This window comes from Micromonospora sp. NPDC005367, from assembly GCF_040606825.1.
In the GTDB taxonomy this organism is placed as follows: domain Bacteria; phylum Actinomycetota; class Actinomycetes; order Mycobacteriales; family Micromonosporaceae; genus Micromonospora.
Genome location: NZ_JBEXFP010000003.1, coordinates 190814 through 214502, shown reverse-complemented (window position 1 = coordinate 214502; position 23689 = coordinate 190814). Strand labels below are relative to the sequence as shown.

The following is a 23689-nucleotide window of genomic DNA, read 5'->3' as shown; positions in this document are numbered from 1 at the left end:
TCGGGCAACAGCTCTCCCTCCGGTGTCGCGTCACGCCGGAGGGGAGGCGACGACCGGCCGGACCCGGTTGCGCGGCCCGATCGGTGGTGATCGGGCCAGCGGCCACCGTCGATCCGTCGGCGCTCTCCCCATGGCCGGTGGCCGCCGCGGCGACCGGCGGCCACGAACGGCATGACCGACGCCCCACCGGGTACGCGACGACAATGCGCGTCACCAAGTACCTGCACTCGTGCCTGCTCGTCGACACGGGCGCGGCCCGGCTGCTCATCGATCCCGGCCGGTTCACCTTCGTCGAAGGCCGGGTCACCCCCGAGGATTTCGGCGAACTCGACGCGATCGCCGTGACCCACCACCATCCGGACCACGCCGACCCGGACGCCCTGACCCGCGAGCGGCTCCTCCCGCCGGCGCTCGTCGTACGCGACTGGAGGTGATCATCGGCCCGCTACGATCGCCTGCCCGGTGGTGCGACCGACTCGCCGGGGTGCCTCGTGCGTTCCGCGCGTCGAAGAGGACGACGGCGGCGAGGACCGCGGGCACGGCGCCGGCGGCCAGCAGCGGTGGGACGAACAGCAACGGTGCCGCCAGCCCGAGCAGCGTGAGCAGGGCGATCGGTCGGTCCGGCGAGACGCGACCGTAGACCGCGTGTTCCAGACGAGCCCGTCCCAGCAGGAACAGCGTGGGCCCGCCGATGAGTACGACGACCCACGCCGAGTGGATGTGCCCGAGTGGCTCGATGATGATCATTTCGTCGCCGACGGCGGTGACGACGACGCCGGCCATCATGGTCAGGTGCGCCAGTGCCATGGGACGGGCCAGCCGTAGCGGATCGGCCGCGGCGGCGATGGCTCTGTCCAGCAACTCCCCGGCGCGGAAGACGTAGATCCGCCAGAAGAGGATGGTGGTGAGGATCGACACGGCGAAGGCGCCGGTCTGGTCGGCGGTCATGTCGGTACGGGTGAACGTGAGCCCCGTGACGAGAATCAGCTCACCGAGGGCGATGATGAAGAGCTGACGGTGACGTTCCGCCAGATGCTCGGCGGAGACCGGCCACTCCGGTGAGGCCACCCGTCCGAGCCCGGGGGTGGGAAACCGGAGGCTGAACGCGGCGTAGTCGACGAGGGCGGCGAGGATCCACAGTACCTCGCGCGCGACGCCGCCGGCGAGGCCGCCGGCCAGCCACAGGGCGCCGGTAGCGGTGGACCAGACGAGCAACCGCCAAGCGGTGCGCCTCTCGGTTGCGGCAGGGTGACGACGAGGAAGAGCATCACCGCGACGTGGAGGGCGGCGGAAACGCCCGCGAAGACGATGCCGCGCTCGCCGAAGGCGTCGGTCAGCACGGCCGCCATCGCGAGACTGCCGATCATCATTCCCAGGACGACCGCCTGCACCACGGGACGTCGAGGGTCCATCCGGTTCGTCAGCCACGCCGTGATGGTCCAGACCCACCACAGCGCGAGCAGCAGCACGAGCGTCCGGTAAGCCCCGGTCCAGGTCAGATCCGAGATCAGCGTCCGGGAGAGCTGCGTGAGGGCGAAGACGAACGCCAGGTCGAAGAAGAGCTCCAGGAACGCGACCTGCTGTCGTTCCTGGGACGCCCGGAGCAGCCCGACCGGCTCTTCGTTCCCCATCACCTTTCCCACCGGGCCGTCGTGCGAGCGCGGAGTTCCGGAACGCGGCGCCATGGCTCTTCGTCCGCAACCCGCGGGACTGCTGCTACCAGCAGGATTATCCGCCGGCGGCCCGGTTCGGGGGCCGTTCGGCCCGTTGTCCTCGCCGATTCCTGGCGTCCCGGAGAAGCGACAGGGCGATGACGAGGAGGCCGAGCAGGGCGACGACGGCATTGGCAGTCGTGAGGAACACGCTCTCACCCCGGGTGGCGTGGTCGAGGTGGGTCAGGTGGAAGAAGAAGTGGGGTACGGCGAAGATGGAGAACGCCGCCGCCGCGGGGATGGTGAACTCGGATCGCGGTACGGCGAGCGCGATGCCGAGGACGACCGCGATACCGAGGGTGGCCCCGCCGAAGTCCCGCGCGTAGTGCTCGCTGAACGGCGGGGTGAGAGCGACCGTCGGAAAGTTGCGGTAGAAGCTTTCGGGAAAGGCCTGGTTCCAGAATCCGACGACGAGTTCGTCGAGGAAGAGAACGGCCAGGGCGATCCGGATCATCGCCGTCAGCCAAGGGCCTCGGATACGGTTTGCCGCCGTGGCGGACGTCCGGCCCGCGCTCACCGAACCTTCCTCGTGGTGCTCCGTGCCGCCGGGCTCGCCAGCCACTGGTCGAAGGTCTGCATGCCTCGCGGGCCAGGCCCGGTGGGCAGCAAGGCACCCCCGGCCATGGCCCGACCGGTTGCCCCCGGAAGGCGGACCGGCAGCACGACGCGATGACTGCCCCGGAAGCGTAGTAGCCGGCGGGCCATGTCCGGCATTCTCAACTGTTGCGGGCCGGCGATGTCCGGCACCAGGCCGGCCGGCTCCGCCACGGCGAGGTCGACCAGACAACGAGCGACTTCGTGAGCCGCGATCGGCTGGCTGAGCACCTGGGGCACCGCCACGATCGGTCCGCGGTACGCGGCCCGCTGCGCGGCGAACTCGTGGAACTGTGTCGAGCGCAGCACCGTCGCGGGCACCCGGCCGTCCAGGACGAGCTCCTCCTGCCGCCGTTTGCCCGCGTAGTAGCCGAAGCCCACCCGGTCGACTCCGACGACCGACAGGGCGACGTGGTGCCGCACCCCGGCGCGCCGGCCGGCGGCGAGCAGGTTGCCGGTCACGGTGCCGAAGAAGTTCACCGACCTCTTCCGGCTGATCGTCGACCTGTTGGTCACGTCGATCACGGCAGCCACGTCGGTCAACGCTTCGTCGAGCCCGGTGCCGCGGATCAGGTCCACGCCTCTGGAGCGGGCGATCACGACGGGTTCGTGGCCGCGCGCCCGTACGCTGTCGACCACTCGCCGCCCGATCCAGCCGGTCCCGCCGGCTACCGCGATACGCACTGAGCCACCTCCCGATCCGCGTCCGCCCCAGTGGTGCGTCACCCGGCCCGGGTGCTGGTGCGCAGGGGAGTCGGCCGTCGTGCCGCCATGTTGGTCCTATCCATCCGTAGTTCCGGCCAAGGCTGGAACCCCAGCAAATCGCTCAATGGGTTGGAGCCCTCACGTTCGCTCACGGCCCTGCGGCGGGTTGACCTCCGGAAGCGGGCGTCCTGAGCCCGAACATGCTTCGGGCGTTCCGCTAGTGGACCGGACGGCATCACGATTCGTGACAGGGCTCGCACCGGTACCCGTCACGATTCGGAGAGCCGCGCGGTCCTCACAGGTGACGACACCCCCACCACCGGGCGATGGACATCGAGGCGAACCAGCTCCGCCTCGACCGTGTCGCGCGGTCCCGAGGCGTCGCAGCTGGAGTCCGACCCGCGGGGTATCCAGGTGGCCGGGCACCTCGACGGCGGGTAACGAGCACGGAAGCAGTCCGGAATCCGGGACGGAAGGGATGAGGCGGGCGGCCATGGGAGAACGCGGGAAAGACGGGACGCTGATCGACGCGTTGGAGGTGTTCGACGCCCTCCGCCCCCGGCTCTTCGGCATCGCCTACCGGATGCTCGGCAGCGTCACCGAGGCGGAGGACGTCCTACAGGACGCCTGGCTCCGATGGCAGCAGGCCGACCGCAGCCAGGTACGCGACCCCATCGGATTCCTGGTCACGGCGACCTCTCGACTCGCTCTGAACGCCGCCACATCGGCTCGCGCCAGGCGTGAGCTGTATCCCGGGCCGTGGCTGCCCGAACCCGTCGACACGGCCGCCGACCCGATGTTCGTGGCCGAACTGAAGGAGTCGCTCGAACTCGCCGCGCTGCTCCTGCTGGAACGGCTGACCCCCGCGGAGCGGGCGGTGTACGTGCTGCGCGAGGCGTTCGACTACCCGTTCCGGCGGATCGGCGAGTTGCTCGGCATCGGCGAGGCACACGCGCGGCAGCTCGGTCGACGCGCGCGTACCCACCTGGCGCGGGAGCGGCACGACCCGGTCGGCCGCGCGGACCACAGGCGTCTGCTGCACACCTTCCTGGCCGCCGCCCGGTCAGGCGAGCTGAGCCAGCTCGAGAAACTGCTCGCCGACACGGCCGCCTCCTACGCCGACGGCGGAGGCGCCGTCCGGGCCGCACCGGTACCCGTCGTCGGGCGCGACAACGTCGCGCGTTACCTCCTGGGACTGTTCCAGAAGTTCGGTCGTGACCTCTCGCTGGAGATCGTCGAAGCCAACGGTCAGGCCGCGATCCTCGCGTCGCGCGCCGGAACCGCGGTCGCCCTGCTCACCGTCGACGCCTCGCCCAACGGAATCGAACGAGTGCTGATCGTCCTCAATCCGGAGAAACTCACTCAGTTCCAGCGGCAGTCGTCGATATCCCCGGATCGATCGGCCGAGGGCCCGGCCGATCGATCCGGCCCCCGGTAGCCGTCCGCCCCGGTGGCAGCGCGTTCCGCCGGCACCGGACTGCCCGTGTCGTCGCCGTACCCGCGTCACCGCCTCGCGAATGAGATCGTTGGCAGGTGACGGAGTCACTCGACCTGCACCTGGAGTTCGATCCGGGCGCGGGCTCCCCGGGCCGCTCGCTGGAGAACGCGTTGCGGGAGAGCATCCGGACCGGCCGGTTGCGGGCCGGCTCGCGGCTGCCGGGGAGCCGGAGCCTGGCCACCGACCTGGGCCTGGCCCGCGGCACGGTAGTGCGGGCGTACGCGCAGCTGGTGGCGGAAGGGTGGCTGGTGTCGGCGCCGGGCTCGGGCACCCAGGTCGCGGAGGTACGCCACGATCTGCCCGGCTCGCGGCGGAGACCACGGCCGTCGGCGGCGCTCGAGCCGGTCATCGAGTTGCGGCCGGGAGTCCCCGATCTCGGTTCGTTCCCGCGTACGGCCTGGGCGGCCAGTGTCCGGCGGGCCATGGCGACGGCGTCGCGCGGCACGTTGGACTACCCCGAGCCGACGGGCCTGCCCGCGCTGCGGGCGGCGTTGGCCGACTATCTCGCCCGTACCCGGGGGGTGCGCTGCGACCCGGACTCGGTGGTGGTCACCGCGGGCTTCACGCAGGGCCTGTCCCTGCTGGCGCGAGCGCTGCACCGGCGGGGCGTACGCGCCGTCGCCGCCGAGAACCCCGGTCTGGCCCCGCACCGCATGGTGCTCCGTGCCGCAGGCATGACGGTCACCCCGCTCACCGTCGGCGCGGGCGGGGCCGACCCGGACGAGGCGGCAGGTCAGGCTGCTCTGCTCACTCCCGCGCACCAGCATCCGACCGGGGTGGTGCTCGCCCCGCGGCACCGCTACCGGTTCATCGCCTGGGCGCGGGAACGCGACGCGTTCCTGATCGAGGACGACTACGACGGCGAGTTCCGCTACGACCAACGCCCGGTGGGCGCGATGCAGGCGCTGGCGCCGGAGCGGGTCGTCTACGCAGGCAGCACGAGCAAGTCGCTGGCGCCGGGCGTGCGCCTGGGCTGGTTCGTCGTTCCCGAGCCGCTGCGTCGCGATGTGGCGGAGGTGATCCTTCAGGCCGGTGCCGCGGTCTCCGCGATCGACCAGCTCGTGCTGGCCGACCTGCTCGCGCACGGTGACTACGACAGGCACATCCGCCGCATGCGCCTGATCTACCGGCGCCGGCGGGCCGAGCTGGCCGACCGGCTGGCCGAGGTGACAAGCACCCCGTTGCAGGGCATCGCCGCCGGCATGCACGCGCTGCTGCCGTTGACCTCGGTGGCCGAGGAGCGGCGGCTGATCCAGGCCGGGCGTGGCCGGGGCCTGCACCTGGTCGGTCTGCACAGCAGCGGCTACTGCCACGATCCGGCGGACGAGCGGCAGCCGGCGGCCCTGATCCTCGGGTACGCGGCGCCGCCGTCGCACGCGTGGAAGTCGGCGCTGACCGAACTCAGCCAACTGGTCCAACAGAACCGTCGCTGAGTGGTCCAATCTGCTGGTCCGGGGCGGGCTACGTTCGACTCATGCAGACGATGAAGATTGGAAACAACGAGGTAGTGCTGCTGGGCACAGCCATGCCGCCGACGTTGCCGCAGGGCTCGCACGTGATGACGGCGACGATCGAACTGCCGCCGGGCGATCCGGGATCGCCGCCGCACCGCCACTCCGGTCCGGTGTTCGGCTACCTGCTCGAGGGCGAAATGATCTTCGAGCTCGAGGGTGAGCCGGAGCGGGTGATCAAGGCCGGCGAGGCGTTCTGGGAGCCCGGTGGCGACGTCATCCACTACCAGGCCGCCAACAACCTGCCCGACCGTACGACCAAGTTCCTGATCGTCATGGTTTGCGCGCCGGACCAGGAGATGCTGGTGCTGGTCAGCCCCGAGGAACTCGAACAGCGCAAGGACCGCCGGGCGCCCCGGCGAACTGACGGAGCGTCTTGATCATGCGTATCCTGCTCGCCGGCTCGACCGGCGTCATCGGCCGCCGGCTCGGGCCGCTCCTGAGCGCTCGCGGGCACCAGGTCATCGGACTGGCCCGCACCGGACCGCTCGCCGTCGACGTGCTCGACCGGGACGCGGTGGCGGCCGCTGTCCGCGACGTCCGGCCCGACGTGGTGATGCACCAACTCACCAACCTGAGCGCCGGCGACCGCGCCGCCAATGCGCGGCTGCGCCGGGACGGGACCCGCAACCTGGTCGACGCGGCGCTCGCCGTCGGGGTGCGCCGGATCGTGGCGCAGGGCATCGCCTGGGCGTACGAGCCGGGCGCCGAGCCCGCGACCGAGGACACCCCGCTCGACCTCGACGCCGCCGAGCCACGGCAGAACACGGTGGCCGCTGTCGCCGCCCTCGAATCCGCCGTCCGGGAGGCGCCCGAGTGGGTCGTGCTGCGGTACGGCACCCTCTACGGCCCGGGCACCTGGTACGCCCGCGACGGACTGATGGCCCGGTACGCCGCCGCCGGCGAGCTCCCCGCAGACGCCGACGTGACCAGCCTGCTGCACATCGACGACGCGGCTGCCGCCGCGCTCGCCGCTCTCGACTGGCCCTCCGGCGCGGTCAACGTCTGCGACGACGAGCCCGCCGCGGGTTCGGAATGGGTGCCCGAATTCTGCGCGGCGGTCGGGGTCACGGCTCCCGCGATGGTCGCGGACGAACGGCACGGCTGGGCCCGGGGAGCGAACAACCACTACGCCCGTAAGCACCTCGGCTGGATCCCGAAGCACCCCGCCTGGCGGGCCGGGTTCGCCACCCTGTGAGCCGCCCGCCGCGGCGCCGGTCCCGCGGCACGTCTGGTGTCGTGGGCGGCCGGCCCCGGGCTGACCCGGCGGCGGTCGGTCGTCATCATCCTGCCCGCTGCGGCGGGCTGACCGGCCGGGATCGGCGGCGGCCCGAGCCCGGGGCGACCGCTTACCGCCGCCGCCCCGGACCGGGTAGTGGTTCAGGCGATCCGGTAGGCCCGCTGGATCGTCTGCGTCACCGTGTTGCCGGCGGTGTCGGTGGCCGTCAGGCGCAACGACACGAAGCCGGGCCGTCGCGGGTGGACGATGCGGGCGACGTCCCGGACGACCGGCAACGGGACCCACGTCTTCCCGTCGTCGAACGACGCGGAGACGCCGAGCGACCGGTTGGGCGCGGCGGCCGAGCCGGCCTGCTGGTCCAACGCCACGGGAATGGTCATCGCCCTGCCCGCCCGTGCCGTGTTGGTGTCGTCGAGCTTGGGCATCGGCCGTGCCGTCGTCAGGGGCAGTCGTTCGGGCTTCGACGTGTGGGCCGAGGCGAAGGTCCACGCCACCGAGACCGACGTCGACAGCGTGTCCGGTGCGCCGCGCGTGACGGTGGCCTCCAGCTGGTAGGTGGCCTTCTCCGCGGGTACCGCGAAGTCCGCCCACGCACCCTCGGCGGTGGCGATCTCCTTACCGTTGCGCAGCAACCGCAGGTGGACCGGCAGGTCGTCGCGGCTGGCCGGACGAGCGTCCGCGTCGCCGAACAGCGGCGGCGCCGCCACCGAGATGGTGTCGCCGTCGCGGCCCGCGTACCCCAGTGGTGACCAGGTCGGGGCCTCGGCCACGGTGGCGCCGAAGGGGGCCGCGTTCCAGGTCCGGGTGTACGTCCGGCCCGCCTGGAAGGTGGAGTCCTGCGTGGTGAGGTTGTCGCCCTCGACGAAGGTGGACGTCCAGACGATCCCACCGTCGGTGTTGTAGTACTCGGTTCCGTGGAAGGGCAGGTCGATCGACGTGCTCGAACCGATCGGGCCGGGCCCGCCGGGGGACGCCGCGCGGTGCTGACGTACCGCGGTCGCCGTGGTGGACTGGCTGCGGTAGGTCGCCTTGACGGTGGCCAGGTTCTTCGGCGACAGCTTCCGGGTCAGCCCGGTGAACATGTCTCCCTTGAGCACGTACGCGAGATCGTAGGTGTAGGGGCTGTTCCGGAAGGTTCCGTCCTTGCCGGGCCGGGCGAGCCCGACGCCCAACGTCACGGCGAACTCCGGCGCCGCGGCCGCCGGTCCGATTCGGCCGAAGAACACCTCCGCGAACGACGCACCGTCGAGCTGGACGCCCGGGTAGCGCAAGCCGTCGTTCCAGTTGGCGCTCACGTGGATGGCGAGCGGTGCGGCGTCCCGTTGGGGCACGGTCAGCGAGACCGGCCGCGCCGTACGGGCGTCGATCGCCTCGGTGACCGGGCCGCGTACGTCCAGGACCGGCTGCACGAGCAGGGTCGACATGTCGCCGTCGTGGATGGTGCTGTAGAGCGCGTAGCGGCCCTTGGGCAGCCGCATGGTGCCCCCGCCCGGTTGGCCGTCGAGGGTGGTGAACTCGCCGGTCGTCAGGTTCGCCGCCACGGTCCGGTACTCGGTGGCCGGTCGGCCGTCGCGGCCGGTGTGGTCGAGCCGCACGTCATAGCTCTCGACCTCCCGGTTGAGCGCGAAGGGTGTGCGTACCCGCAGGTCCCCGGCGCCGGTCGCGGTCAGCGCACCCTGGTAGACGCCGTCCTCGGCCTCCACCCGGGTGTCCACGGTGATGGTCGCCTCGGCCCGGCCGCCGGCCGGCACCACGAGGGTGGTCGGGCTGACCGCGACCATGCCGGCCGGGGTCGGGCCGACGGTCAGCGACAGGGTGATCGGCGCGGTGCTGGTGTTGCGGTAGCCGACGACCTGGGTGATCGGCGTGTCGTCGGCGTGCGGCCAGCGCTGGACCGGGAAGTCGATCGCGGCGAGTTCGGCGGCGACCGGCTGGGCGACGGCCCGGCCGATGTCCACCCGGCCCGCGCCCTGTTCGTAGAGGCTGTTCTCACCGGCGGGCTTGGCCGAGTCCATCAGTGCGGCCTTCAGCTGCTGTCCCGACCAGTCCGGGTGCTGTCCGGCGAGGATCGCGGCCGCGCCCGCCACGTGCGGGGTGGCCATCGAGGTACCCGACATCGGGACGTAACCGCCGCCGGGGGCCGCCGCCACGATGTCGACACCCGGTGCGCTGATCTCCGGCTTGATGTGGTTGTCGCCGACGCGGGGGCCCTTGGAGGAGAAGTAGGCCCGCTGGTCGTCGGCGTCGACCGCGGCGACGGCGAGGGCGTCGTCCGCGGAGGCCGGCGTCGAGACCGACTTGGGCTTGCCTTCGTTGCCGGCGGCGACCACGAAGAGCGTGCCGTAGCGGTGGCTCAGCTCCTGGACCGCGGTCTCGAGTGGGTCGAGCGCCGGGGTGTCGGTGTCGCCGAGGCTCAGGCTGACCACCCGCGCCTGCGCCGCGGCCCACTGCATGCCGGCGATGACGTCCGAGTCCTGACACTCGTTGGTGGCGCAGACCTTGCCGACGAGCAGCTTCGCGCCCGGTGCCACCCCGCGGTACCGGCCGTCGGAGGCGGCGCCGCTGCCGACGATGGTCGACGCCACGTGGGTGCCGTGGCCGACCGCGTCCGCGGGGTCGTCGCCACCGGTGAAGTCCCGGACGGCGGCGAGGCGCCCGGCGAAGTCGGGGTGGTCGGCGTCGATCCCGGTGTCCAGCACACCGACGGTGACGCCGCTGCCGTCGAAGCCGGCCTGCCAGGCCGCCGGGGCGCCGATCTGCGGCACGCTGCGGTCCAGCGTGACCTTGCGCTTGCCGTCGAGCCAGACATGACTGACCCCGGTGGCGAGCGTACGTGCGGACTGCGTACCGCGGGTGATTGACGACCAGAGCGCCACCCGGTCGGCCAGGCCCGCCCGCACGGCCAGCGCCCGGGCGGCGGGCAGGTCGGCGCGCACCCGCGCCGAACCCCCGACGGCCGCGGACCGCGCCTGCGCGGCCATGTTCTCCGGGTACGCGACCAGCAACGGCAGTTCGGCCGTGCGGTCGTCGTAGCCGAACTGACCGAGCGCGGTGAGGTCGAACAGCCGCGGGTCGAGCCGGCCGTCGCGCAGCAGCGGTACCGCGTCGACCGGGATGACGTACTGGTGGCCCCCCTCCCGGCTGCTCACGAACCGCATTCCGGTCCGTCCCGGTCCATGCTGGATCTCCGGGTGGCCGTTCGCGTCCAGCGACACGCGGTCTCCGGTGATCAACGTGAAGGTGCCGCCTGGTCCGGAGACCGCCGGCGTCGCCGGCTCCTCCTGCGCGCTCGCTGGGGAAGCCGACAGGCCGGCCGCGGCCAGCACTGTCGCGAGCACTGCGGCTGTCAGCGAGCGTCGTTGCCGTCGTCGCACATCGTCCTCTCCGCCACGGGCCTCTCCCGGGGTCGGCACGATGACGCCTGACCGGCACGTCGGGTTGATCAAGCGGACTGTGACGGGCGTCACAATATTGGACCGCGCCGGTGGGGCCGGTCCGCCCGTCCGGGTTGCATGCGGCGGTGACCAGCGGACGAGGCTTCGAGGGGGCAATGGTCGGATGCGCGACGCCGAGGAGTTCGACGCCCTCTACGCGGCCTGTGCGGGTCGGATCGTGGGCCACGTCTATCTGCTGACCGGCAACCTGAGCGAGGCGGAGGACGCCGTCGCCGAGGCGTTCATGCGGGCCTGGCAGCGCTGGCAGACGGTGCGGGAGGCGGACAGCCCGGAGGCGTGGGTGCGCCGGGTCGCCTCCCGGATCGCGGTGAGCAGCTGGCGCAAGGCGCTCAACCGGATGCGCGCACACCACCGGGCCGTCGTCGAACAGAGCGTCCCCGGCCTCAGCGAGGACCACGTCGCCCTGCTGCAGGCGCTGCGGCGGCTGAGCGCCGACGAACGCCGCGCCGTCGTGCTGTACCACCTGAACGATCTCAGTGTCGCCGAGGTGGCGGCCGAGATGCAGCGGCCCACCGGGACCGTCAAGTCGTACCTTGCTCGCGGCCGGAGAGCGATGGCCGGGATGCTGACCGAGGAGCACCAGGAGGGGGCGTCCCATGGCTGACCCACGCGACGACCTCACGGCCATCGCCGACGGGATCCGTCGGGTCACGACGCTACCGCCGGCGCAGACCGTGCGCCGCCGCAGCGACCGCCGCCGTCGTCGTCGCACGGCCGTCACCGGCGTCGGCCTCGCCGCGCTGGCGCTGCTCGCCGGCGCAACCGTGCTGCAGGCGCGGAATCACCTCGGTACGCCGGACCGTGGTGTCGTGGCCCCGGCGGGCGAGGTCCCGCCGTCGGTGTCACCGTCCGTGACCGCGCCGGCGGGCCCGCAGGAGATCCTCGCCGGTCGCCGGCAGGTCGCGATCGTGGTCCCCGGTATGAACCGGGCGGTGTTGGCGGTCGACCGGGACGGCGACCAGGTGCGGGCCACCGCCGAGCACGGCATCGACGACCGGGCGCTGTGGGTCCTGCGGCCCGAGGGCGACCGATTCCGGATCGTGCTGGCCGGCCCGGGTGGCACCGGCCAGGTCTGCATGACCGTCGTGCACGACGCCGCACCGGGCAGTGTCCGAGACCGGGTGTGCGATCCGGGCGCGCAGACCCAGCTGTTCAAGATCGAGCAGTTGGCCGACGGCAGCTACTCGATCTTCCAGGGCCGCCGCTACGTCCAGGTGGTCGACGGCACGAACGCTCTGGTGCCTGACCTGCCGGAGGCGCTCACCACCACGTACGAGTTCGAGGACCGCGGTCCCGCCGCCGACGCGCGGGCAGGTGGGGGTGGGGCGCCAGATTGACCTGAAGTACCGGCCGTGCCATGTCGTCGTCATCGGGCCCAACGGTCAGGCTTCGCGAGCGTAGGACGCTAGGCGGTCGGCGAACGCGATGACGAGGCCACGCAGTTCGTCCGGGCGTTCGATGACGAACGGCCGGCCGAGTGAGGCGAGCACCGGGGGCAACCAGTCGAGCCGCTCGGCCCGTAGCTCGACACGCAGCCAACGCTCGGTCTCCGGATCCCCGCCTGCCTCGGGCGCGGGCTCGTCCACGGTCGCGACGCTGGCGGGGAGTCGAGCGCGGATCTGCTCGACCGTCCCGTGGATCCGCAAGGTCACCCGATGCCGGTACTCAGCGGTGGCGAACCCGGACAGGACGCGCTGTGCCGGACCGGGTTCCACGGGCGCCTCGAACGAGCCGGGCAGGGTCCGCGCGTCCGCGATGCGATCAAGCCGGAAGGTTCGGTCCGAGCTGATCTCGGGGTCCGTGCCGGTGACGTACCACCTGCCCGAATGGGCGACGATCCCGTACGGGTGCAGGCTGCGTTCGCTGCGCCGGCCGTGGCGGTCGGTGTATCTGATCGAGACCGGCCGACGGTGGCGTACCGCGTCGGCGATGGTGAGCAACACCTCGGCGTCGGGGGTGGCGAACTCGCCGGGCGAAGCCGTGAAGGCGAGGGATTCCAGGACCGTGTCGAGTCGGCGGGCGACACGCTCGGGCAGCACCCTGCGGATCTTGGCCGCAGCCGTCTCGCCCGCCGTGTCGGCAGTCGTCATCAACCCCGCCCGGCGGCCGGCGATCAAGCCGAGCAGCGCGGCGAGCGCCTCGTCGTTGCTGAGCATGAGCGGAGGCAAGCGGTAGCCGGGGCCGAGCCGGTAGCCACCGTAGCGGCCGCGCACCGCCTCGACCGGCACGTCGAGGTCGATCAAATGATCCACGTACCGCCGCACGGTACGGCCGTCGACGCCGAGCCGGTCGGCCAGTTCGGCAACCGTCCGGATGCCCCCCGACTGCAGCAGCTCCAGGAGGGTGAGCACGCGGCCAGCAGGTCGAGACACACCCGGAGCCTAGCGACAATACCGGACCGATTGTGTCCGCTATTAGGTCTAGCGTGCGAAGTGCAAACGGCTTCACGAAACCAGGGAGAACGCCATGGACTTCGTCTCGATCCGGATCATCACCGGCGACATCGCACGTCTCGTCGAGTTCTACGAGAGGGCCACCGGGATACAGGCGGCCTGGTCCACCGAGGATTTCGCCGAACTCCGGGCCCCTGGTGCCACCCTCGCCATCGGCAGCACCCGCACTGTGCCCTTCTTCGCGCCCGACGCGGCTCGCCAGGCCGGGAACCACAACGTGATCATCGAGTTCCTCGTCGACGACGTGGACCGCGTGTACGCGAACCTGACCGGCTTCGTCGCCGACTTCGTCAACGAGCCCACCACGATGCCGTGGGGCAACCGGTCGCTGCTGTTCCGTGACCCCGACGGCAACCTCGTCAACTTCTTCACCCCGGTCACCCCGGCGGCCATCGCGAAGTTCGCCCGTTGACGCCGGGCGTGGAGGAGCCCGGGGCTCGGTGCCTACGCCGATCGCGGTGAAGTGGCGGCCCGGCCCGCGCCCGGGCCTGCGCCTCTCCCGGCTCTTCGCTCGTGCTCAGGGCAGGACCCCGGGCGCAAGGTCGTACGGTTGCGGCGCCTCAAGGCCGGGCCCACGCCTTCATGACCAGGAGGTCATCGGCCGGGCCCGGCCATCGGCACCGCTGGACGCTCAGTTGAAGCCCGCCACCGGGCGCGGCCGGTACGGGGCTTCGAGTGCCTTGATCTCTTCATCGGTCAGCTCGATGTCGAGTGCGGCGACCGCGTCGTCGAGGTGATGCGGCTTGGTCGCGCCGACGATCGGCGCGGTGACGTTACCGGCCACCCAGGCCAGCGCGACCTGAGCCCGGGAAACACCCCGGTTCGTGGCGATCGCCGCGACGGTCTCCACGATGGAGCGGTCGGCGTCCTCGTAGCCGCTGTACAACGTGCGGCCGAACTCGTCCGACTCGGTGCGGGCGGTGGTCGCATCCCAGTCGCGGGTCAGCTTGCCGCGGGCGAGGGGACTCCATGGGATCGTGGCGACCCCCTGGTCGGCGCAGAAGGGCAGCATCTCCCGCTCTTCCTCGCGGTAGAGCAGGTTGTAGTGGTTCTGCATCGAGACGAACCTCGTCCAGCCGTTCAGATCAGCCAGGTAGAGCGCCTTCGCGAACTGCCACGCGTGCATCGAGGACGCGCCGATGTAGCGCACCTTGCCCGCCTTGACCAGATCGTGCAGGGCTTCGAGCGTCTCCTCGATCGGCGTCGCGTAGTCGAAGCGGTGGATCTGGTAGAGGTCGACATAGTCGGTACCCAGCCGCCGAAGGCTGTTGTCGATCTCGGTGTTGATCGCCTTGCGGGACAGGCCGGCGCCGTTCGGGCCGGGACGCATCCGACCGTGCACCTTGGTGGCGATGACGACATCCTCGCGGCGGGCGAAGTCCTTAAGCGCGCGGCCGAGGATCTCCTCGCTGCTGCCGTCCGAGTAAACATTCGCGGTGTCGAAGAAGTTGATGCCGGCATCGAGGGCCTGCCGGATGAACGGACGGGACTGATCCTCCGGTAGCGACCACGCATGGTTGCCGCGTTCCGGATCGCCGTAGCTCATCGCCCCCAGGCAGATCCTCGAGATCTCCAGGCCGGTCGAACCTAGCCTTACGTACTGCACGGTGGTACACCTCCAGCGGGCGGCCGGGGCCTGTTGCCCAACCGTCAACACGGTACTCCGCGCGCGGCAGCCATCAGCGTCCGCGATGCGCCGCACAGGTTCAGGATCGAAAGCCGTTGCGGCCGGCCACCGGCCCGGCCGCGGCGGCGGTCTTCGTCAGCCTCGGGTGAGGACCTCACGCAGCCGCTTCGCGAACTCCTCGGGCTTGCCCGCGTAGCCGAACTCACCACCGAGGAAGCCGCCGTGATGGCTCGGGAAGACCGTCGCCTCCTGGCCGAGCAGGGCTGCGGTGCCGAGCGCCGTACGCGCCGTGTACGTCTGCGCCGACTCCTCGCCGACAGCGATCACGATCCGCGTCGGTGCGGCGGTGAGCCGGCCCGGGTCGGGGCGGTAGTCCGTGATCGCCCACGAGTTCTTCGACAACAGCGGGTTGTCACGAGTGCCGTCGTCGTCGGCCGGCATGCCGAGCATCGCCGGATCGGGCGCGGGCTGGGCGAAGTAGGCATCGGTGAACTCGCCCTGCCAGGAGGTCATCGCCATGAACGCGGCCATGCCGGCACCGAAGCCCTTGGACCGGTACGCCTCGCGGAAGGCGGCGCAGGCGCGCTCGGCGTTGGCGGCGTCGGGAAGCACGGCGTTGATCGGCGGCTCGTGCGCGACCAGCGTGACGACGTCGCCGGGGTGGGTCGCGACCAGTTCGAGCGCGGTCACGGCGCCGCCGCTGCTCGCGAACAGGTCTACCGGACCGGCGCCGAGCGCCTCGATCAGCAGGTGCAGGTCGGCCGCCTGCTGCTGCGGAGTGTGGTCGGATCGGCCGTCCGTGCGCTTGCTGCGACCCAGGCCACGCGGGTCGTAGGTGACGACGGTGCGGTCCGGGAAGTTCGCGGCGAGCGCGTCGAAGCCCTCCGCCGTCATCGGCTGGCCGATCATGAGCAGCGCCGGCTGGCCGCCGGCCGGCGGGAGCGGTCCGCGCACGTCGTAGACCAGATCGACACCGGACGCGGCGAGCGTGTGGGTCTGTTTCGTAGTCATGAAGGTGAGATTAGGGCCAGGGTCGGACAGAATCCCGCCTGCGACATGCGCAGGAGTGTTGGACACGTCGCCGAGCGTGGTCGTTGATCTCATGGCGGCCCCGGCTCGCACCTCGGCCGAACGGGTGGGACGAGGTCGCGGCCCCGGCATTCAGACTGATGCCGGGGCCGGAGCACCAATCAGCTCAGGCGTACGGACAGGCGACGGCGGTAGGCGTCCAGAACCACGGCGACGATGATGACCGCCCCGGTGACCGTGGTCCGCTGAAAGTCGGAGACGCCCATCAGGTTCAGCCCGTTGGACAGCACTCCCAGCAGACAGGCGCCGAGGAGCGTGCCGACAACCGAGCCCCGGCCGCCGGCGAGGCTCGCGCCGCCGATGACCACCGCGGCGATCGCGTTGAGTTCGTAGCCCTGCCCGAGGATCGGGCTGGCCACCCCCAATCGCGCCATGTAGATGATCGCGGCGACGCCGACGCAGGCCCCGCCGATCACGAAACAAGCCACCTTGATCAGGGCAGTGCGGTGGCCGGACAGCCGCACCGCCTCCTCGTTGTTGCCGGTGGCATAGATCAGGCGGCCGAAAACCGTGCGGCTCAGTACGAACCAGGCCACCGCCACCAGCAGCATGGCGACCACGAACACAGCAGGCAGGCCGGCGAAGGTGGCGGTGCCGAACCGGGTCAGGCCCGGCGGCAGGTCGTAGATGGTGGCGGCGCCGGTGTACTGCTGCGCGGCGCCTCGGGCGACGTACAACATGCCGAGCGTGACGATGAAGGAGGGCACCACCCAGCGTTCGGTGACGAAGCCGTTGACGAAACCGGTGACCGCGCCGATCACGACGCTGACCAGGATCGCGAACGGCACCGCGAGGGCCGTCGGCAGGCCGGAGTCCGTCATGGCGGTGCCGGCGACGACCGCGCACAGTGCGATCACCGAGCCGACGGACAGGTCGATGCCACCGACCAGGATCACGAACGTCATGCCGACCGCGAGGATCGTGTTGATCGTGATCTGGGTCATGATGTCGCGCACGTTCTGCGAGGTGCCGAAGTACGGTGCGAAGGCGAGGAAGAACGCCACGAGCGCGACGAGGGCCACCCCGATCCCGGCCTCGCCGAGCACCTGGCTGGCCCACCGACCGCCGATCGCCCGCGGCGCGGTTACCGCCGTCATACCGCAACTCCTTTCAGGTAACCCGAGTAGGCGAGGTTGAGCACCCGCTCGGCGTCGAACTCGGCCCGCGGTACCTCCCCCGCAATAGCGCCTCGGGAGAAGACGATGATCCGGTCACAGATGCCGAGCAGTTCCGGCAGGTCGGAAGAGACCACCAGCAGCCCCTTGCCGGCGTCGGCCAGGTCCAGCAGCAGCTGATGGATCTCATACCTGGCGCCGACGTCGATGCCGCGGGTGGGCTCGTCGACGATGAGTAGGTCGGTGTCGGCAGCAAGCCAGCGCCCCAGCACGACCTTCTGCTGGTTGCCGCCGGACAGGGCGCGGACGTGTTGACGTACGCCCCGGGACGCGACGCGCAACTTCTCCGCCAAAGCGGAGGCCGACGCGGCCTCGGCGGCCCGGTTCAGCAGGCCGAATCTGCTGACGGCCGGCAGGTTGGCGAGGCTCATGTTCGCTGCGATGGACAGGTCGAGCACCAGCCCCTGGGCCTTGCGGTCTTCGGTGAGGAAGCTCATCCCGGCGCGTACGGCGGTGCGTGGGTGCCGTAACCGGGCGGGACGCCCGCGCACCTCGACGCGACCGGATGCGCAACGGTCCGCACCGAAGATGGCCCGCATCGCCTCGGTACGCCCGGAGTTGACCAACCCGGCGACGCCTACGACCTCACCGGCGCGAACGGCCAGCGACAGCGGCGGTGCGGCGGGAGCGATCTTGAGGTCGGTGACCCGCAGCAGTTCCGCCCCCAGTTCGCGCGGGCGCACCGGCGGATACTCGTGGGCGAGGTCCCGGCCGACCATGAACCGGACGAGTTCAGCCGTGGTGAGGTCGGCCACCTCCTGGGTCGTCACATGCTTTCCGTTGCGGAGCACGGTGACCCTGTCGCCGATCTCGAAGATCTCTTCCAGGTGATGCGAGATGTAGATGACGGCGACGCCGGTCGCAGTCAGCCGGCGCAGGATCTCGAACAGTCGCCCGGTCTCCTTGGGCGTGAGCGTCGCGGTGGGCTCGTCCATGATGAGCAGCCGACACTGCCCACTGAGTGCCTTCGCGATCTCGACAAGTTGCATCTGGGCGATGCCGAGTCGCTCCACCGGAGTCCTGGGGGACAGGTCAAGGCCCACCTCGGTCAACAGTTCCCGCGCCATACGGTCCAGCGCCGACCGGTCGACCACCCCTGCCCGGCGTGGCAGGTGGTGCAGGAACAGGTTCTCAGCGACGGACAGGTTGGGCAGCAACGCCAGTTCCTGATGTACGACGCGCACGCCGGCCTGCAACGCGTCGGCCGCGCTGTCCGGCTGGTACCGCTCGCCGTACAGCGTCATGCCACCGGCGTCGGGGCGCTCAACTCCGGACAGGCACCGCACCATCGTGGACTTGCCGGCACCGTTCTCACCGATCAGGACGTGGACCTCGCCGGACCGCACATCGAGGTCGACAGCGTCGAGCGCCGTCACGCCCGGATACCGCTTGGTGAGGCCCGAGACCTCCAGCACAGCCATGGCCACCTACTCCTTAGGCGGTTGCGGTGGGACCGGAATCACCGATCCCACCGCGACCCGCGTCACGACCCGACGTTGTCCTTGGTGATCAGCTTGATCTCGGTCTTCTGCCAGCCCGTCACCTGCTCGCCGCCGATCATCTTCATGGCGAAGTCGATGCCGTCAGCGGCCTGCTGCGAGCCGTACTGGTCGAGGGTCGAGACCATCACCCCGCTCTGCAGGTGCTCCTTGACGGCGGGGATGTTGTCGAACGACGCCACCTTGACGTTCGCCTTGCGCTCCTGAATGACCTTGATGGCACCGAGGGCCATCGAGTCGTTGGAGGCAAGCACACCCTGGATGTCCGGGTGGGCGGTGAGCATGCTGGCGAAGACCTGGTTCGCCTCGTCCGTCTCCCAGTGCGCGGTCTTCGAGTCGAGCAGCGTCAGCCCGCCCTCCGCCACCGCGTCGTTGAACCCGTTCTTGCGCTGGGTGGCGTTGTCGGCACCCGGGTTGCCCTCGAGGATGACCACCTTGCCTCCCTTGCCGAGGAGATCGGCGAGCACCTTCCCGGACTGTCGAGCGCCGTCCCGGTTGTCCGGGCCAACGAAGGGCACCTCGACCCCGGCCTGTTGCAACGCGCCGTCGTCGAGCTTGACGTCGATGTTGACCACCTTGATATCGGCCTTCACCGCCTTGGCGACCACCTGCACCAGCGCCTTCGAGTCCGCCGGAGCGATCACGATCGCCCTGGCTCGCTTGGTGATGCAGCTCTCCACGAGAGCGACCTGCCCGTCCACATCGGTCTCGTTCTGTGTGCCGCTCGAATCGAGGGTGAGGTCGTTGCGTTCCTTGACGTGTGTGACCGCGCCGGTCTGCATCTGCTGGAAGTACTCGTTGGCGAGGGACTTCATCACCAAGCAGACGGTCGGCTTGCCGCCGGCCTGGCCGGGGGCCGGGCCATCGGTGCTCTCCTGGCCGCAGCCGGCCAGTGCCAATGCCGTGGTGACGGTGACGACCGCGGTGAGGGCGATTCTGCGTCGCACGGGTGACTCCTCTCGGTGGGTGGTGGGTGTGACTGGGCCTGCTCGGCCTTGGTTAGAAGGCGACTCCCGCGTGCAGGACGACGTTGGCGTAGGCGGTGGCCTCCCCGGTACGCACCACCACGCGCGCCCGACGGGTGAGGCGCTTGAGTTCGTCATGGGGCACGATCTCGGTCGGGATGTCGCGCAGGACGTCCCAGCCGCCGCCCCGTTCGGCGGCCACGGTCGCGCGCTCGACGACGCATTCGTCCAGCACGGCCGCGAGTACGGCGAGGAACGGCGGCTCGCCGCGTCGCCAGAGCAAGTCGATCGACTCCACTCCGGGCGGCACGGGCAGCCCGGCGTCCGCGATGACGATGAGGTCACCGTGTGCGGCCTCAGCGAGTACCGCCAGCAGGCGCGGATGCCACACTCCGTCAGGTCGCATGGGTGGTCACCTCCGGGGGGTTGTACGTCGGTGCGTCGAACAGCCGGTCCACCTCGTCGCGGTGCGGCAGGGATGCCGCCGCCCCGGGGCGGGAGGCGGCCAACCCGCCGGCAGCACAGGCACGCCGGGTGGCCGTGGTGAGGTCGGCCCCACCAGCGGTGCGGGCGAGGGAGAACTCGGCGCAGAACGCGTCGCCGGCGCCGACGGCGTCGACCGCGTCCACCTCGAAGGCCGGAACGTGGGTCAATCCAGCCTGGTCGGCGGCGATCGCGCCGTGTTCGCCGAGTGTGACCACCACCTCGGGAACGCCGAGGTCTCGCAGCATCCGCGCCGCGTCGTTGGCGGTGGCAGCTCCCGGGGCGAGCCCAGCAGCCTCCGTCTCGTTGACCACCAGCACGTCGGACCCGCGGATCAGCTCGGCGAGGTCGTCGCCTGGGTGGTCGGGTAGCGGTGCGGCGTTGAGTACCACCGGGACACCAGCGGAACGGGCGGCGTCGGCAGCGGCGCGACACGCGTCGACGGGGACCTCCAACTGGAGCAGCAGCGCGTGCGCACCGTCGAGCTGTGCCCGCAGGTCGGGTGCCGTCAGCGTCGCGTTGGCACCGGGCGAGATAGTGATCATGTTTTCGCCGTCGGGGTCGACGACGATGAGGGCCACCCCGGTGGCGACCTCCGGCGCGACTGCCACACCGGTCACGTCCACCCCGCTGGCGAGGAGGTCGTCGCGCAGTTCGGCGCCGAACTGGTCCGCGCCGACCGCGCCGACCAGCGCGACCTGGGCACCTAACCGCCGCGCGGCGAGTGCCTGGTTGGCGCCCTTGCCGCCGGTGCCACGCACCATCTCGGTGCCGGCGACCGTCTCGCCGGGACGTGGCAGGCGCGGTACCCGGATCGACAGGTCCATGTTGAGGCTGCCGAGGACGACGATCTTTCCAGTCGTCACGCCGCGGCCTCCGTAACGGAGGAGTCGCCGCCGGCGGGGTCCGGGCAGCCGCACGAGCCACGGGCGACCAGCCTGGTCGTGCAGACGACACGGGTCGCCGGGCGGGCGGGGTCGGCGACCTTCGCCACCAGCCACTCCACCGCGAGCCGGCCCAACCTCTCGACGGGTTGCCGCATCGTCGACAGGGCCGGAACGGTGTAGGCGCCTCCCTCGATTCCGTCGAACGAGAAGATCGCGAGGTCGTCCGGGACGCGGACACCCATCTCGGCGGCCGCCCGAAGGACGCCGAGCGCCTGTTCGTCGCTGGCGACGAAGAGCGCGTCGGGCCGATCCTGCTCGGCCAACAACGCAAGGCCGGCGCGGTATCCGTGGGCCCGGCCGAAAGGAACGTGCACCAGGGCGGCCGGCTCCTGGCCGGCATCGGCGAGCGAGCGCCGCCAGCCCGCCACCCGGTCGACCGTGGGGTGCAGGCCGGCGAGTCCGGCGACGCAGCCGATCCGACGCCGGCCATGCCCGATCAGGTGGGTGGTCGCCTGATAGGCGCCCCCTTCGTGGTCGACCAGCACCTGAGTCGCCTCTGGCAGTTCGATCTCCCGGTCGAGGACGAGCCGTGGCATGCCCTTCTGCGCGAGTTCGGTGATCCAGCCGCGGGCGCCGCCGTGCGCGGGCACCACGATGAGGCCGTCGACCTGCCGGTCGATCAAGGCCCGGACGTACGTGGCCTCCCGCTCGTCGTCGTCCATCGCATTACCCAGCAGCATCGTGTAGCCGTGTTCGAAGCCGACATCCTCGATGCTGCGGGCGAGTTCGGCGAAGAACGGGTTGGAGTTGTCCGGGACCACGAGGCCGAAGGTCATGGTCCGGTTCGTACGCAACGAGCGGGCCACCGCGTTGGGTCGGTAACCAAGCTGCCCGATCGCCGCGAGCACCCGTTCGCGGGTGGCCGGAGCGACGCCCCGCGGACCACCGTTGAGGACGTAGCTCACGACCGCCTCCGATGTACCGGCAAGCTGTGCGACATCTCGACGTGTCACCATTGCGCGCCCTCGACTCCCGTCATCAACTCGTGTTGAGGTGGAGTATCTGAACGCCGCCAGCGATCCGCAAGGGTCGATCGAGTAGCCGCCCACGCTTTCCGCTGTCTGACCATCACCATGTTTCACCGATCGTTGTCTCGTCCGTTCTTCGCCAACGCAGCCGCAGGGGCGGCGCGGCCACGACGACGGGACGAAGGCGTGCTTTACCGCGACGTCGTGGCCGTGAGCCCACTCAGATCGGTCGTGTCATCAGGTCGACGTACAGGTTCCAGAAGGCGTTCTGGTCGATGTCGAAGAGCACCTGGACCTTCTGCGTGCCGGCGGGGAAGTTCTCCGGGTCGTTCATGTCCCGGTTCCCGCTCGGGCCGTACCCGAGCGCTCGGCCGTAGTCCGGGCCGAACGTCGTGTCGATGTCCACGTACCGGTCCTCGATCTTCGTGGCGATCGAGGGGTCGAGGAACACGGCGGAGGTGATGGCGTCCCAGACGAAGGACTCGCGGGCTGGGTTCGCCTCGAACTGCGGGCCCTGCAGGTCACGGAACATCTTGGTGATCGGGGTGTTCCGGGCGCCGACGATGCGGTCGTACTCCTTCTTCGTGTAGTGCACCCGCTCGGCCACGTCGTTGGGCACCACGAGTTGCCGCTTGAACGGAGTTCGGAGAACGATCTTCGCCGCCTCCGGGTCGAACCACCAGTTGAACTCAGCCGCTGGTGAGGTGTTGCCGGGGATGTCGACGGCGCCACCCATGTAGATCACCTGCTTGACCAGGGGCACGATCTCGGGGTACGTGCGCACGGCGAGGGCGACGTTGGTTGCCGGGCCGAGGACGAACAGGGTGACCTGGTTCGGATGCTTCTTCACCTGCTCGGCGATGAACTGCGCTGCGGCCTCCCGGGCCGGCTTTGTTTTGGGGTAGCCGCCGTAGGGCTCGGTGGCCAGCTCGCGGTAGGACGGGGGACGCTCGCGCCGGTACGCCCCCATGTACTCGACGTTGCCGAACAGGTCCTGCTCGGCACCGATGGTTGCCTGGCGGCTGCCCATCAAGGGCTCGCCGCCACCCTGTACGACGGGCACCTGGGTCTGCTGCTTGATGAGTTCGAGTTGCCGCAGCGAGTAGGCCGTTCCCTCCTCGGCCCAGGTGTTGCCCGACACCACGGTGACCCCGAGCAGGTCCACCTTCTTCGAGTTGGCGAGCATGAACATGGCGACGGCATCGTCGTTGAGCTGCCCCATGTCGACATCCATGATGACTTTTTCGGTCGCCGCCGGGGCCGGCGGTGCCGCCGGAGCGACCTGCGCTGGCAGGGCTACCTGCGCGGCCGGCTGCGCCTGGCTGGCCGGTACCGCCAGGAGCACCGCGCCGAGGACAGCTGTGGAAACCGTCGAGACGAGTACCGGGGCTTTGGGCATCTTCACCGTGCGGACCATCCTTTCGCTCGAACGCTGCGGCGAGGCGGGCTCGCCGAATGGAATCGCGGCCGGGGCGGCCAGTCGCGGCAGCCCGTCCGGAGGCGAATCCGCACGCACGTGGCCCAGAATCACCAGGAGTGACTCGGGGGTTCGGCGCGCGGGCTGTCGCTGGCTGGGACGAGGCTGCCAGTGACGGATCCGGAGCGTCACACAATCATCAACTCGAATTGGCAACTCGAGTTGCCAGGCAGCTTGCGGCACTCGCATTCACGACGGCAACCCTTCGTGATCGATCCGTGACATGGCTATCTGTCGATGCCTGCCGGGTCGAGTCGTGCCACTCGAGGCCGTCACCCCGTCCGGCCTGCG

Annotated in this window: 21 protein-coding genes and 1 pseudogene; 8 read left to right on the top strand and 14 right to left on the bottom strand. The window is 70.6% G+C overall.

The genetic code is table 11. The annotated features are described in order from the left end of the window. The first annotated feature begins 203 nt into the window (after positions 1-203). The gene (locus ABZS42_RS03655) at positions 204-434 is read left to right on the top strand and encodes an MBL fold metallo-hydrolase (RefSeq protein WP_355142347.1); all 231 of its coding nucleotides are present in this window, start codon (positions 204-206) and stop codon (positions 432-434) included. Positions 435-573: 139 nt separating this feature from the next. Here the strand turns inward: ABZS42_RS03655 and ABZS42_RS03650 are convergent. From ABZS42_RS03650 to ABZS42_RS03640, 3 genes and pseudogenes are all read right to left on the bottom strand, one after another. Beyond that, positions 574-1631: pseudogene (locus ABZS42_RS03650) on the bottom strand (low temperature requirement protein A); the annotation flags it as partial. 97 nt (positions 1632-1728) lie between these two features. Beyond that, on the bottom strand, positions 1729-2166 hold the full coding sequence (locus ABZS42_RS03645; protein ID WP_355142210.1) for a hypothetical protein: 438 nt from the start codon (positions 2164-2166) through the stop codon (positions 1729-1731). Between the two features lie 59 nt (positions 2167-2225). Then, complete coding sequence (locus ABZS42_RS03640) at positions 2226-2990, bottom strand: NAD(P)H-binding protein (protein ID WP_355142208.1); 765 nt, start codon at positions 2988-2990, stop codon at positions 2226-2228. Between the two features lie 514 nt (positions 2991-3504). Here ABZS42_RS03640 and sigJ point away from each other — a divergent pair. The 4 genes from sigJ (at position 3505) to ABZS42_RS03620 (ending at position 7218) form a co-directional block, all read left to right on the top strand. Further along, positions 3505-4449, top strand: a complete 945-nt coding sequence (gene sigJ / locus ABZS42_RS03635) for an RNA polymerase sigma factor SigJ (protein WP_355142206.1) — start codon at positions 3505-3507, stop codon at positions 4447-4449. A gap of 95 nt (positions 4450-4544) precedes the next feature. Continuing rightward, positions 4545-5942 (top strand): PLP-dependent aminotransferase family protein, encoded by a 1398-nt coding sequence (locus ABZS42_RS03630; protein WP_355142204.1) that lies wholly within the window; start codon positions 4545-4547, stop codon positions 5940-5942. A 41-nt stretch (positions 5943-5983) separates the two neighbouring features. Continuing rightward, positions 5984-6400, top strand: coding sequence for a cupin domain-containing protein (locus ABZS42_RS03625; RefSeq protein WP_355142202.1), 417 nt, complete (start codon positions 5984-5986; stop codon positions 6398-6400). A 2-nt stretch (positions 6401-6402) separates the two neighbouring features. Then, on the top strand, positions 6403-7218 hold the full coding sequence (locus tag ABZS42_RS03620; protein ID WP_355142200.1) for an NAD(P)-dependent oxidoreductase: 816 nt from the start codon (positions 6403-6405) through the stop codon (positions 7216-7218). Positions 7219-7400: 182 nt separating this feature from the next. Here ABZS42_RS03620 and ABZS42_RS03615 read toward each other — a convergent pair whose 3' ends face one another. Continuing rightward, complete coding sequence (locus ABZS42_RS03615) at positions 7401-10634, bottom strand: S8 family serine peptidase (RefSeq protein WP_355142198.1); 3234 nt, start codon at positions 10632-10634, stop codon at positions 7401-7403. A 184-nt stretch (positions 10635-10818) separates the two neighbouring features. Between ABZS42_RS03615 and ABZS42_RS03610 the strand changes: the two genes are divergently transcribed. Together ABZS42_RS03610 and ABZS42_RS03605 are read left to right on the top strand one after the other, a co-directional pair. Further along, positions 10819-11319, top strand: coding sequence for a SigE family RNA polymerase sigma factor (locus ABZS42_RS03610; RefSeq protein ID WP_355142196.1), 501 nt, complete (start codon positions 10819-10821; stop codon positions 11317-11319). Next, complete coding sequence (locus ABZS42_RS03605; protein ID WP_355142194.1) at positions 11312-12052, top strand: hypothetical protein; 741 nt, start codon at positions 11312-11314, stop codon at positions 12050-12052. The genes ABZS42_RS03610 and ABZS42_RS03605 overlap by 8 nt, the downstream gene beginning before the upstream one ends. Positions 12053-12097: 45 nt before the next feature. Here the strand turns inward: ABZS42_RS03605 and ABZS42_RS03600 are convergent, their stop codons facing one another. Further along, positions 12098-13087: a YafY family protein gene (locus ABZS42_RS03600; protein WP_355142192.1), complete on the bottom strand. Its 990-nt coding sequence runs from the start codon at positions 13085-13087 to the stop codon at positions 12098-12100. Between the two features lie 94 nt (positions 13088-13181). Between ABZS42_RS03600 and ABZS42_RS03595 the strand changes: the two genes are divergently transcribed. Then, positions 13182-13580 carry a VOC family protein gene (locus ABZS42_RS03595; RefSeq protein WP_355142190.1) on the top strand — a complete coding sequence of 133 codons (399 nt, stop codon included), beginning with the start codon at positions 13182-13184 and terminating at the stop codon, positions 13578-13580. A 219-nt stretch (positions 13581-13799) separates the two neighbouring features. Here the strand turns inward: ABZS42_RS03595 and ABZS42_RS03590 are convergent, their stop codons facing one another. The 9 genes from ABZS42_RS03590 to ABZS42_RS03550 all read right to left on the bottom strand — a co-directional run bounded on the left by ABZS42_RS03590 (position 13800) and on the right by ABZS42_RS03550 (position 23320). Beyond that, on the bottom strand, positions 13800-14774 hold the full coding sequence (locus ABZS42_RS03590; RefSeq protein ID WP_355142345.1) for an aldo/keto reductase: 975 nt from the start codon (positions 14772-14774) through the stop codon (positions 13800-13802). A 156-nt stretch (positions 14775-14930) separates the two neighbouring features. Continuing rightward, positions 14931-15806 (bottom strand): alpha/beta hydrolase, encoded by an 876-nt coding sequence (locus ABZS42_RS03585; protein WP_355142188.1) that lies wholly within the window; start codon positions 15804-15806, stop codon positions 14931-14933. Positions 15807-15985: 179 nt separating this feature from the next. Next, on the bottom strand, positions 15986-16981 hold the full coding sequence (locus tag ABZS42_RS03580) for an ABC transporter permease (protein WP_355142186.1): 996 nt from the start codon (positions 16979-16981) through the stop codon (positions 15986-15988). Then, complete coding sequence (locus ABZS42_RS03575; RefSeq protein ID WP_355142184.1) at positions 16978-18480, bottom strand: sugar ABC transporter ATP-binding protein; 1503 nt, start codon at positions 18478-18480, stop codon at positions 16978-16980. The genes ABZS42_RS03580 and ABZS42_RS03575 overlap by 4 nt, the downstream gene beginning before the upstream one ends. A 62-nt stretch (positions 18481-18542) precedes the next feature. Continuing rightward, entirely contained in the window at positions 18543-19505 is a 963-nt protein-coding gene (locus ABZS42_RS03570) for a sugar ABC transporter substrate-binding protein (protein WP_355142182.1), read from the bottom strand. A 52-nt stretch (positions 19506-19557) separates the two neighbouring features. Continuing rightward, positions 19558-19929, bottom strand: coding sequence for an RbsD/FucU domain-containing protein (locus ABZS42_RS03565; RefSeq protein ID WP_355142180.1), 372 nt, complete (start codon positions 19927-19929; stop codon positions 19558-19560). Beyond that, on the bottom strand, positions 19919-20872 hold the full coding sequence (locus tag ABZS42_RS03560; protein ID WP_355142178.1) for a ribokinase: 954 nt from the start codon (positions 20870-20872) through the stop codon (positions 19919-19921). Before ABZS42_RS03560 ends, ABZS42_RS03565 begins: the two co-directional genes overlap by 11 nt. After that, positions 20869-21909 carry a LacI family DNA-binding transcriptional regulator gene (locus ABZS42_RS03555; protein ID WP_355142176.1) on the bottom strand — a complete coding sequence of 347 codons (1041 nt, stop codon included), beginning with the start codon at positions 21907-21909 and terminating at the stop codon, positions 20869-20871. The genes ABZS42_RS03560 and ABZS42_RS03555 overlap by 4 nt, the downstream gene beginning before the upstream one ends. A 232-nt stretch (positions 21910-22141) precedes the next feature. After that, a complete protein-coding gene (locus ABZS42_RS03550; protein ID WP_355142343.1) occupies positions 22142-23320 on the bottom strand; it encodes a nucleoside hydrolase in 1179 nt (392 codons plus the stop codon). Between the last annotated feature and the right edge of the window lie 369 nt (positions 23321-23689).

Excerpts from the sequence above, each read along its gene's own strand:
- ABZS42_RS03655 (WP_355142347.1), top strand. The coding sequence starts at position 204 with ATGCGCGTCACCAAGTACCTGCACTCGTGCCTGCTCGTCGACACGGGC.
- ABZS42_RS03645 (WP_355142210.1), bottom strand. The coding sequence starts at position 2,166 with ATGATCCGGATCGCCCTGGCCGTTCTCTTCCTCGACGAACTCGTCGTC.
- sigJ (WP_355142206.1), top strand. The coding sequence starts at position 3,505 with ATGGGAGAACGCGGGAAAGACGGGACGCTGATCGACGCGTTGGAGGTG.
- ABZS42_RS03625 (WP_355142202.1), top strand. The coding sequence starts at position 5,984 with ATGCAGACGATGAAGATTGGAAACAACGAGGTAGTGCTGCTGGGCACA.
- ABZS42_RS03620 (WP_355142200.1), top strand. The coding sequence starts at position 6,403 with ATGCGTATCCTGCTCGCCGGCTCGACCGGCGTCATCGGCCGCCGGCTC.
- ABZS42_RS03610 (WP_355142196.1), top strand. The coding sequence starts at position 10,819 with ATGCGCGACGCCGAGGAGTTCGACGCCCTCTACGCGGCCTGTGCGGGT.
- ABZS42_RS03605 (WP_355142194.1), top strand. The coding sequence starts at position 11,312 with ATGGCTGACCCACGCGACGACCTCACGGCCATCGCCGACGGGATCCGT.
- ABZS42_RS03595 (WP_355142190.1), top strand. The coding sequence starts at position 13,182 with ATGGACTTCGTCTCGATCCGGATCATCACCGGCGACATCGCACGTCTC.
- ABZS42_RS03585 (WP_355142188.1), bottom strand. The coding sequence starts at position 15,806 with ATGACTACGAAACAGACCCACACGCTCGCCGCGTCCGGTGTCGATCTG.
- ABZS42_RS03580 (WP_355142186.1), bottom strand. The coding sequence starts at position 16,981 with ATGACGGCGGTAACCGCGCCGCGGGCGATCGGCGGTCGGTGGGCCAGC.
- ABZS42_RS03575 (WP_355142184.1), bottom strand. The coding sequence starts at position 18,480 with ATGGCTGTGCTGGAGGTCTCGGGCCTCACCAAGCGGTATCCGGGCGTG.
- ABZS42_RS03565 (WP_355142180.1), bottom strand. The coding sequence starts at position 19,929 with ATGCGACCTGACGGAGTGTGGCATCCGCGCCTGCTGGCGGTACTCGCT.
- ABZS42_RS03555 (WP_355142176.1), bottom strand. The coding sequence starts at position 21,909 with ATGGTGACACGTCGAGATGTCGCACAGCTTGCCGGTACATCGGAGGCG.
- ABZS42_RS03550 (WP_355142343.1), bottom strand. The coding sequence starts at position 23,320 with ATGCCCAAAGCCCCGGTACTCGTCTCGACGGTTTCCACAGCTGTCCTC.